General features: G+C 43.2%; 10 protein-coding genes. 7 read left to right on the top strand and 3 right to left on the bottom strand.

Annotated elements, in window-relative coordinates; genetic code table 11:
* The coding region (locus F6J99_RS33945) for a DUF928 domain-containing protein (RefSeq protein ID WP_293119708.1) at positions 1-750 on the top strand (750 nt) is incomplete at its 5' end.
* A gap of 220 nt (positions 751-970) precedes the next feature.
* Here F6J99_RS33945 and F6J99_RS33940 read toward each other — a convergent pair.
* Complete coding sequence (locus tag F6J99_RS33940; RefSeq protein WP_293119706.1) at positions 971-1,198, bottom strand: hypothetical protein; 228 nt, start codon at positions 1,196-1,198, stop codon at positions 971-973.
* A 32-nt stretch (positions 1,199-1,230) separates the two neighbouring features.
* Between F6J99_RS33940 and F6J99_RS33935 the strand changes: the two genes are divergently transcribed.
* Complete coding sequence (locus F6J99_RS33935; RefSeq protein ID WP_293119704.1) at positions 1,231-1,359, top strand: hypothetical protein; 129 nt, start codon at positions 1,231-1,233, stop codon at positions 1,357-1,359.
* A 16-nt stretch (positions 1,360-1,375) separates the two neighbouring features.
* Positions 1,376-3,514 (top strand): CHASE2 domain-containing protein, encoded by a 2,139-nt coding sequence (locus tag F6J99_RS33930; RefSeq protein WP_293119702.1) that lies wholly within the window; start codon positions 1,376-1,378, stop codon positions 3,512-3,514.
* Positions 3,515-3,713: 199 nt separating this feature from the next.
* Here the strand turns inward: F6J99_RS33930 and F6J99_RS33925 are convergent, their stop codons facing one another.
* Positions 3,714-5,204, bottom strand: a complete 1,491-nt coding sequence (locus tag F6J99_RS33925) for a mechanosensitive ion channel domain-containing protein (protein ID WP_293119700.1) — start codon at positions 5,202-5,204, stop codon at positions 3,714-3,716.
* 136 nt (positions 5,205-5,340) lie between these two features.
* Positions 5,341-6,561 carry an RNA-guided endonuclease TnpB family protein gene (locus F6J99_RS33920; RefSeq protein ID WP_293119711.1) on the bottom strand — a complete coding sequence of 407 codons (1,221 nt, stop codon included), beginning with the start codon at positions 6,559-6,561 and terminating at the stop codon, positions 5,341-5,343.
* A gap of 552 nt (positions 6,562-7,113) precedes the next feature.
* Between F6J99_RS33920 and F6J99_RS33915 the strand changes: the two genes are divergently transcribed.
* The 4 genes from F6J99_RS33915 to F6J99_RS33900 all read left to right on the top strand — a co-directional run.
* Positions 7,114-7,281 carry a hypothetical protein gene (locus F6J99_RS33915; RefSeq protein ID WP_293119698.1) on the top strand — a complete coding sequence of 56 codons (168 nt, stop codon included), beginning with the start codon at positions 7,114-7,116 and terminating at the stop codon, positions 7,279-7,281.
* Between the two features lie 371 nt (positions 7,282-7,652).
* Positions 7,653-8,129 (top strand): chemotaxis protein CheW, encoded by a 477-nt coding sequence (locus tag F6J99_RS33910; RefSeq protein WP_070392966.1) that lies wholly within the window; start codon positions 7,653-7,655, stop codon positions 8,127-8,129.
* A 19-nt stretch (positions 8,130-8,148) separates the two neighbouring features.
* A complete protein-coding gene (locus F6J99_RS33905) occupies positions 8,149-9,495 on the top strand; it encodes a CheR family methyltransferase (protein ID WP_293119696.1) in 1,347 nt (448 codons plus the stop codon).
* 23 nt (positions 9,496-9,518) lie between these two features.
* Positions 9,519-10,674: methyl-accepting chemotaxis protein (locus tag F6J99_RS33900; RefSeq protein WP_293119694.1), on the top strand; the 1,156-nt coding region annotated here is incomplete at its 3' end.

Here is a 10,674-nt window from a genome sequence, read left to right as displayed (position 1 = left end):
TCGAGAGGAAATGTAGAATTTGAGCTACCCGGAGAATCCGCCAGCCCCAGAACTAGCATCGGTGGGGGTTCGAGAGGGGATGTAGAATTTGACCTACCCGGAGAATCCGCCAGCCCCAGAACTAGCATCGGTGGGGGTTCGAGAGGGGATGTAGAATTTGACCTACCCGGAGAATCCGCCAGCCCCAGAACTAGCATCGGTGGGGGTTCGAGAGGTAGTAAACTCCCCCTAACCGCATTGCTTCCACCCACAAAACACGGGTACACCGTATCACCGCGTCCAACTCTATTTGTTTATATGCCCGCCCTGGGAGCAACTGAGGTTTTTTTCAGTTTGCAAGATGAACAGGGTAATTCCCAATATCACACAACCCTCAAAAGTTCTGGCCAGGAAGGAGTGATTAGTATTACCCTACCAGAAGCAGCACCAGAATTAAAGATTGGTCAAAACTACCTCTGGTACTTGGCACCCATTGAACCAGACGGTATCCTGCGACCTGATAATTATTCAGTAAGTGGGTGGGTTAAACGGGTAAAATCAACGGTGAGTTACCAAGGGTCATCCAAGTCCGCGATCGCGTTGGCTACTGAATATGCTAAGGCGGGAATATGGTACGATACCCTAGAGGTTTTAGTGACTGCTCAACGGTTGGATCCTGACAATACAACCCTAGCCAATGAGTGGAAAGATTTACTCGAACAAGTGGGACTGGATGCGATCGCAACTCAGCCGATGGGAGAGCAGTTGTGATTATTTAGAAGTTATAAGATTAGCTAGCCAATTAATCGCGCTTTTATATAGCAATTATCATGTTCATCAGCGACATTGCTTATGCTTTTAAGGCAAGCTAAGTAGGTGGGCATAAATAAACGTTAAAACTCAAAATAGGAAAATGAAGCTAAAAGCCTTGATTACAATGGTTTTCAGGATTTTAAATTTCAATCGCTATTTTACAGATAATTAAGCCCACCTACTTAGCAATAGGCAAGCTAGCAATAGGCAAGCTAGCAATAGGCAAGCTAGCAATAGGCAAGCTAGCAATAGGCAAGCTAGCAATAGGCAATAGCGATGCAGTGGCCTCACGGGAGTTTTCCCCATAGCGCGACTGCATCAAGAGAGAGTCAAATATTATTACTGTTTCCTGTTCCCTTGTCCGAATTTCTCTACCTTTAGCGACTGCATCGCTCCCAAAAATCACTATTTACTTTATTCAATCTTGCCTCTTGCCTCTTGCCTCTTGCCTCTTGCCTCTTGATTCTTGCCTCTTGCCTCTTGATTCTTGCCTCTTGCCTGTCCCAAGCGCGAGTATTTTCAGAACTCAAAGGGGAATACTATAAAGAAACAACCTCACCAAAATAACGGACATTAAAGCCAAATGTGGCAAACCATAAAACAACAGATTAAACAGTGGGGAACAGTCCTCTTCATCGCGCCGAGTATAGCAGGATTGGTGATTTTAGGAAGCAATGCTGGACTGTTTCGGATACTGGAATGGGCAAGCCAAGACCAATTATTTCGGCTGCGTCCAAAAGAATCTGTTGACGAGCGCATTGTCCTGGTCACCATTGATGAACCCGATATCAAATATGTTAAGCAATGGCCGATGTCAGATCGGGTTATGGCTCAGCTAATTCGGAATATCAAAGCCCAGCAACCAAGAGCGATTGGAATTGATATTTATCGAGACCTAGTGGTTGAACCTGGACATGATGAACTGGTAGAGGTGTTTAAGTCTACCCCAAATGTGATCGGAATTGAGAAAATTGCTGGCAACCCCATTGCAGCGCCACCAGTGCTGGATAAATTGAGTCAGGTAGCAGCTAACGACGTACTCATCGATGGGGATAGCAAAATCCGGCGAGGGATCATTCTTCTGGGCAAACCTGATGGTACCCGTAAGCAAGGATTTGGTGTGAAACTAGCGCTAATGTATTTGGCACAAGACGGAATTAAACTTGAGCCGATCAATCCCGATAAAAAGATATACGGTTTAGGTAAAGCCAAGTTTGTACCCCTCTCCAGTAATGATGGAGAGTACAGCAAAGCAGAGATGGGAGGATACCAAATCTTATTGAACTATCGGGGCGGTGAGGAGAGCTTTTTGACTATCTCCATGACTGATGTTCTCGACAATCGCATTCCCCCAAATTTGATGAGCGATCGCATTGTCTTGTTGGGGGCAAAAGCCCCAAGTCTCAATGACAATCACCTCACTCCCTACAATAGTACCTTACTAACTCCCACTGAATTAATACCAGGTATAGCAATTCACGCCAATATCACCAGCCAGATTTTGAGTGCAGCTAATGAAGGTCGTCCCATGCTTCGAGCATCAGTCAAATCCCTTAATTGGCTGTGGATTGTGTTCTGGTCTGGATATAGTGCTACCCTTGGATCGATGTATGTCCGTAGGCGATGGGTAACTGGAGTTGGCACCCTTATAGCCGGAGTTATTATTATTACCAGTTCCTATATTGCCTTTTTATCTGGCTGGTTGATTCCCGTATTTACACCCTTGTTTACCGTTATTAGTGCTGCAGTTGTAAGTATTACTACCACACTTTGGAACAACCTCAAACAGTCCTATCGGGAATTAGAAAAACAACATAAACTATTGCAAGAAGCTCACCGGCAATTAGAAAAAACCAATACGTCCTATAGCAGATTTGTTCCCTTTGAATATCTTAACTTTCTTCAAAAAGAAACTATTCTTGATGTATATCTGGGGAACCACGTCAGTAAAGAAATGGCGGTCATGTTCTCAGATATTCGCTCTTTCACTACCCTTTCAGAAACCATGACCCCGAAGGAAAACTTCGACTTTGTTAATGCTTATCTCAAGCGTGTCAGTCCCGAGATTCGCAATCAAAACGGCTTTATCGTCAAGTTTCTCGGAGATGGTATAATGGCTATTTTCCCTGATGGCACCGATGAGGCAGTAGCAGCGGGAATTGCCAAGCAAATCAGAGTGGAAGAATACAATCACAGGCGTATTGCCAAAGGCTATCTACCAATTAAAGTAGGCATTGGCATTCATGTGGGTCAGATGATGGTGGGAATGGTAGGAGAGACATTTCGGATGCAAGGGGATGCTTTTTCGGATAATGTAAACTTAACTGCTCGTTTAGAAGGGTTAACTAAGTTTTATGGCGTGTCTTTGTTAATCTCCGAGCAAGCTTTAGAGCAATTGAGTAATCCTAGTCAATACCAGATTCGGTTTCTCGATCGAGCAATTGTTAAAGGAAAAAATGAACCAATTGCTGTTTATGAAGTCTTGGAAGGAGAAGCTGAAAAAGTTAGGAAATTAAAGTTAACAACCCAGTCAGAATTTGAGCTCGCTATAGAGTACTACCGAACTCAAGAATTTGAGAAAGCTAAAGCGTGTTTTAATCAAGTGTTAGCTGTCAATCCTAACGATAAGACAGCGTTATTGTATGTAGATCGAATTAATCAATTAATGGTGCAAGGGGTACCCCAGAATTGGGATGGGGTGTGGCGGTTTACCCAGAAGTAGTAGAGAATCCGGAATTAGCAAAAATATCTTTAACTATAGCAAATTAAGGTTTCCAAGTTGACCTAGCTGATTAAAAATAAAATAAAACTGATAATCAGTTACTCATCGGTAGCTAAAATTTTATCAATTTTCTAAGATTTTAGGTGACTAAAAAATCAAACTTGAAAACCCAGCTGTCAAATCATTACCAACAAACCTATCAAATCCCAAAGAGTGATTGAAGGCGTTGGCGAATCTGATTGGTGCCACTCTCTTTTTCCTCTGTTACACCTACCGTTATTCCTAATTTATCTAGGGTCTCCTTACGTTTGAATAATTCTTCGGAAATTTGGTCAGCTAAATCTTTGTGCTTTTCCAAAAGACTCTTTAAATTTTCCCTGTCTACCACAAACAGAATCGTGTCTTCTAGGGTGCGAAGGGTAGCCGTGCGGGGGGTACCCAGAAGCAAGGACATCTCTCCAATAAATTCCCCTGGCTTGCGGGTGGCAACCCGTTTTCCGATTGATTCTACAAAAACTTCAACTAAGCCAGATAAAATAATATAAAATGAATCCCCTGGGTCGTTTTCTTCACAGATTATATCCCCTGCTTTGAGCATTTGACGATATCCTTGCTGAATTATATGTCGCAGCTCGCTATCGCTACACTTTTCAAAGAAACTCACCTTCCGCAAGAGATCCCGCAGGGTCACTTTTCCTCTAGAGTTAGTTTTTACTTTATTTGTTCTGGCAGTAGCTACAGCTTTTTTAGAGAGGGGTTCTTGATCAGAGAATGAGCCGTTAGCAGCGGCAGTTTGTTGAGGTTTTTGTAGCAGAAATTCTAAGTCCTTCAGATTTCGGATATACAGGTCTCTCTGAGGCTCGGCGTGCTCGATTCCCTGCTCACGAAGTTGCTCTTCGATCAGATAATACAAACTACTCTGAATTGATTCCATATTTGGTGGATTGTCGATCCATACTAAGAGTTCAAAATCCATGCCGTCTCCAAACCCTTTAAAATATACTTCAGGAGCAGGAGATGGTAAAACTTCTGGTTCTTTGCGAGCCGCTTCTAACAGTACCTCTGTGACGATGACTGGATCGCTTTCATCGGGAACATCAACAGGAATTCTGAGCCTAGCTCTGGGATCTTGATAACTCCAGTTAACCACATTGTTTTCCAGGAAACTAGTATTCGGAACAATAACAAACACCCCATCATTGGTGCGGATAGTGGTGGAGCGAATCGAGATTTTTTCTACAGTTCCTGACAGGTCATCAACTTTGACATAGTCTCCCACCTTAATTGGTTTTTCAAACAGAATCGCCAGACCACTGATAAAGTTGGCGGTTAAATTCTGAAGTCCGAAGCCTAAACCAATACCCATTGCCCCTGCAAAAACAGTTAGGGAACTGAGGTTAATCCCAGCCGTTTGCAGAACAATCAAAAATCCTAAGACAGTTAGAACATAGCCGATCAGGGAGGACAATGCTTCGCGAGTGCCACGATCTAACCCGAAGCGAGTTAGCACCCGACGCTTAATCAAGTCCTGCAGTTTACGAGCTATATATAAGGTAATGATAGCCATTACTATGAGTTGGACTATCATAATCAGAGACAGCTCTTGGGTGCCTAGCTGAAACAGTTTGGTGGTAAACACCTTCGAGACGATGTTCCAGACTTTGCTCAGCCATTCAAAAATCAAAGCCATAATTCAGTTATTTATTAGTCAATCAAATTGTCACCATGTAGCGGTCAGCTATCAGCTAATGCGCTACGCGCACGCGTGCGCGTTCAGCTATCAGCTGTTAAGTTTAATATAATTAAACCACGTGAACTACCCCAACCTACTTCTTAGAGGTTGGGGCTTCTAGCTTCACGGAAGAATGCCTCAACTTAGACGGACGTCCAAGCTTTGGTCTTACTTCTTCTCCACTAGCGTTGACCTCCCCCGTCCCAGAGGAGGATAGCATTCTGATCCCTTCTGCTCTAATATTCTTAGCCGCATTAGCATCTCTGTCATGATGAGTTCCACAACTTGGGCAAGTCCAAGTCCTGACATCTAGTGGCAACTCTTTGATTCGGTAATGACAATTAGAGCAGGTTTTAGAACTGGGGAACCACCGGTCTATCTCAACCAATACCTTCCCTTCTTTTTCAGACTTATAAGACAGGAAGTTCACAAAGGTTCCCCAGCTTAGATCAGATATTGCTTTAGCTAATTTATGGTTACGAACCATGCCCTTGACATTTAGGTTTTCAACTACTACTACTTGGTTCTGATTAACTATCTTTCTGGATAGTTTGTGTAGGTAGTCTTGGCGGACATTTCCAATCCGTTCGTATACCTTAGCTACAATCTTTATGGCTTTTTTCCGTCCATTGCTTCCCTTTTTCTTTCGGGCGGCAATACGCTGTTTTTTTGCTAATTTTCGTTCGTATTTAGCTAAGTGCCTGGGATTACCAAACTTAGAGGTCTTTTTGCCATCGTAAGTGATCGCAAAATCCTTGATACCCAAATCAATGCCAATCACATTCCCGTCGGTGGATGGCTTTATATCGTCCGAATCATACTCCATCAACACAGAAGCGTAATACTTACCAGATGGAGTTTTGCTAACTGTGACAGTTTTAATTTCCCCGTCTAGTTCTCTGTGAATTTTAGCCTTGATAACACCCAGTTTCCCGGGGAATTTTAAGCAGTCACCTACTTGTTTGACGTATTGTGGATACTGGATTGATTGGCGATGATGGAATGATTTGAACCTAGGATATTTAGCCCTGCCCTCAAAAAAGTTTTGATATGCACGACTAAGGTTGAGACTTACAGATTGTAAAACCTGAGAATAACAGTCTTTTAGCCAAACAGTTTTTTCATCTTTTTTGAGTTTTGGCAACATAGAATTGAGCGCAGACCGAGACAACCCTTTGCCGGTTTCCTTGTAAGTCTCTATACACTGATTTAATGCATAGTTCCACCACCAACGAGCACAACCAAAATGTTGAGCAAGTATCTGAACTTGCTCCTGCGTGGGGTAAATTCTGACTTTTACGGCTTGATGCTTCACTGTCTTTGCACTCATCCATCGACCTTATATATCATTATATATACTTTGTGGTAAATATTCAAGTGTCGTTAAGTCCTTGTTCGCGTAGCGTGGCCTACGGCCAGGGGTCTATCCATCCCGGAGACGAAACCTTAGAGAGGGTCGCCTTGTCTTGATGCAAAGCGCGAGTGGGGGAAACCACGGCAGTCGCTCATGGGGGGGACCCCCAAGACCGCGCTGCCTTCCCAAGACCGCGCTGCATCGCTATTAAAAAAGATTTAACCCTTTTCTGCATAACCTAGCAACTATAAAGGCGACCCTCTCTTACGGTAACTTCAAACCCACCCGTCCCAGGGATGGGGAATTTCGACCCCTCAAACTCCCCTATTCGTTAAAAGCTAATTTATAAAGTAAATCTTAAGAGCTCAAATCCCTTGACAGATATGGATTTCAGGTAAAAAGGGGCAAACTCCGGCGAATTCATGAAAGGATTGCACCGCAATGGTTATAGCCCCTAGAAGTGTGAAGTGATAGTGAAGGTGTTGGATACTCAGTAGATCCCGTGTAGAAGGTATGGGTGGATCTGCTTGCTCCAAGTCCAACGGAAGCATGGGTAGAAAAACTCCCTATTTTGAGGCACATATCCAAGTGCAAATGCTTTGTTTTCACCTAGAGCAGATTATGGAAACAAGTGGACACACTCTACCATGGAGCGATAGGAAGGTAAATGGGGAAGTATAGGCTTAAGCTAGTAAGCATTTAAATTTCAGTCCGAGCCACTTGTGCAAAAGCCGGTCTACCCTCTGCCCAGATGGATGAAATTGATGTGTCGCCGTAATGTCCCGAATTGGTATTAGCCTTGTTTAGTTCACATTTTTTTGAGGCACATTTCATACTTTTTTCATAAAAAGGAGAGTATCTTCACATTTTCAGGATTTTTTCACATTTACTTCATAATCTAGTTCAGAGCTAATTAGGGGTTTCAACACTCACAAATCTAGAGGCTCAATGATGTTAAATAAAGATCAAAAGACTATCCCCTATCACTTAAAAACAATACTCTTAGCACGATCGTTATATCAATTCCCACCAATTTTTCCACCAATTAACCGATGTTAATGTTAATTTTTTATGTAGGAAATGACCTTTATGCCCTGGATAGTTCTCAGGTCGTGGAGGTAATTCCCAGAGTCAGCCTCCGAAAAATACACCAAGCTCCTGACTATGTGGCTGGTTTGTTTAACTACCGAGGTGCAATTGTCCCAGTCATCGATCTGTGCCATTTAATTCAAGGTACTCCCAGCCGCTCCCACTTAAGCACGCGGATTATAATGGTCAATTACGTTGGCAATAATAAGACTCAGTATTGCCTGGGGTTGATGTCAGAACGAATCACAGAAACCTTAAAGAAACCAGATACTGAGTTGGTCGATGCTGGAGTTCAAATGAATGACGCTCCTTATTTAGGAGAAATGATTATGGATGAAAAAGGCATGATCCAACGAATCCGGCTAGAGTATTTGTTATCGGAGTCCCAACAGATATACTTATTACCTGGAGCAGACAATCAAAAACTACCAACTAACTAACAACTAAGAACTCATAGTAATGATTCAGGCGACTATCGAGGCTTTGCTGAGAAAGAAAATCGGTTTGGATGGCAGTACTATTGGGTCTAGGCAGATTGCTAGAGCGATAGAAACCAGACGATTGGCTTGTGGCTTACCGGATCAGCAAACGTATCTGCAGAAACTTCAAACCTCACCTCAAGAACTCGAAGCACTGATTGAAACGGTCGTTGTCCTAGAGACTTGGTTTTTCCGGGACAAACAACCCTTTGGGTTTCTGAGTCGTTACCTCAGATCTGAGTGGTTGCCCAATCCCAACCACCCCATCCTCCGCGTGTTAAGTATACCCTGTTCTACTGGAGAAGAACCTTACTCCATTGCTATGACCTTGCTGGATGTCGGTTTGACTCCTAATCAGTTTCGGCTCGATGCCATTGATATCAGCAAGGAAGCATTGCAGAAAGCTCGACGTGCTCTCTACAGCAGGAATTCGTTTCGGGGCAACCAGCTACAGCAACGAAAACGCTATTTCAAGCAAACGACCGATGGTTATGAATTATGTCAGTTGGTGCGCAACACTGTTAATTTCAAGCATGGTAATATCCTAGACCCCTTGGGCTTGGCTCAGAGCAACTATGACATTATATTCTGCCGCAATTTATTGATTTATTTAGATAAATCTGCCCGCTTCCGTGCTATAGAACTCTTAGATCGTTTATTAATGCCTAAAGGTTTGCTGTTTGTGGGGTCTGCTGAAACAGGAGTAATAACTACCAATCGATTTGTGTCAGTTCGCTATCCCTTTGCTTTTGCCTATCAGAAGGTGAAACATCTTGGAGAACGCCAGACCAGGGAGTCAGAACAGGGGCGGGGGAGAAATTGGGAAACCTCATCGTTACTCCCGACTGATAAGTCCCCAGTGACGCTGATCCATTCTCCGTATCCAAGACAGGAAAAGCACAAGGGGCAAAACCAGGAAAACCAAACAACATCATCTTCCCTCTCTGCCCTTGTTAATCGACAGTCTAAACAAATCAAACAATCCTGCTTACAAAGGGAGCTTGAAAAGGGACAAGAATCCTTGCTTGAGAAAGCCAGGAGATTAGCCAATCAAGGAAGTTTGGAGGAAGCGGCGACACTGTGCCAAACTTACCTAAATCAAGATTTGACTAGTGCTGAGGCTTATGTGTTACTCGGAGAAGTCCATCAGGCCTTGGGCAATGACGAGCAGGCTGAGCCATGCTTCCAGAAAGCGGTTTACCTGAAACCGAATTACTACGAAGCACTGTTTCATCTGGCTTTACTTCAAGAAAATCGTGGGGAGCTGGCTAAAGCTACGGTAATCCGACAGCGAATTCAACGACTACAAAACCTAAAAAGTCAATAACAACAGGGGCTACTTGGAGTTAAATGAAAATTGCAACTAAACTACTAGGTCTACTAATCTTCTCTAGTTTTGCCATACTTTTAGGAGGGGGAATTACCTGGATAGAACTGTCAAAGTTAGCGACTGAAATCGGTAAGATAGCTGAAGAGGATCTCCCCCTTATCCAGCACATGACGGAAATGCAAGAAAGTCAACTTGCTCAGGCGGTTAATTTTGAACGGGCCTTTCGATTTAATTACCGATATGCAGAAAGCGCCACTGCCAGAAACACGTTGAATCAAGCGAGAGGGGAGTTCAACCGACGGGATGGATTAGTGCATGACGCTCTTATAAAAGTTGATAATATCGTCAAACGTGAAATCAAAAAAGCGTTAAGTAAAGAGCAAAAAGAAGGCTGGTCAGATTTTAAATCTGAATTAGATTCATATAACACAATGCATGATCGTTATGGTGATAAATCTCAGCAAGCGTTCAGGTTAATTGTTAGCAATCAACCCGATCAAGCGGAATTGGCTGCAGAACGGATGCAAGAGTCCCGAGAAGAACTTAAAGCAGAAATGAGGAGTCTCTTGCGGCGAGCCATTACATTATCTCAAAACTCAGCCAATATTGCTAAAGAAAACCAACAACGTACCATCAACATCGTACTGATTGCTTTCATTTTAATCATTGGGGCTACTCTAGGTTTTGGAATTTTTGTCACCCGCGATATCGTTAATTCGTTAAACAAAGCAGTAGATATAGCAGAAGAAGTTTCCGCTGGTAATCTGAGTACCAAGGTAGAAATTACCTCAACGGATGAGATTGGACAATTACTGGCATCTCTCAAAAAGATGACTGAAAATCTCAATTCATTGATCTATAAGGTGCAGCAGTCTGGGATCCAAATGACTAGCTCCACCACCCAAATTGCTGCCTCTGGTAAGCAATTAGAAGCAACCATGACCGAACAATTAGCCTCCACCAACGAGGTGACAACCACAGCTCAAGAAATTGCCAATACCTCTGGGCAATTAGTTCAAACTATGGAGCAAGTCGCTCAGCTATCTCAAATTACTGCTGATAGCGCTAGCCATGGTCAACAAGACCTGATGCGTATGGAAACTACCATGCGTCACTTAGCCAATGCTACTAGTTCTATTTCTGGGAAACTGGGGGTGATGAATGAAAAAGCCAATA

The organism is Moorena sp. SIO4G3 (assembly GCF_010692305.1).
In the GTDB taxonomy this organism is placed as follows: domain Bacteria; phylum Cyanobacteriota; class Cyanobacteriia; order Cyanobacteriales; family Coleofasciculaceae; genus Moorena; species Moorena producens_A.
Note: the sequence above shows the minus strand (reverse complement) of the source record. Positions and strands in the feature narration are given on the sequence as shown.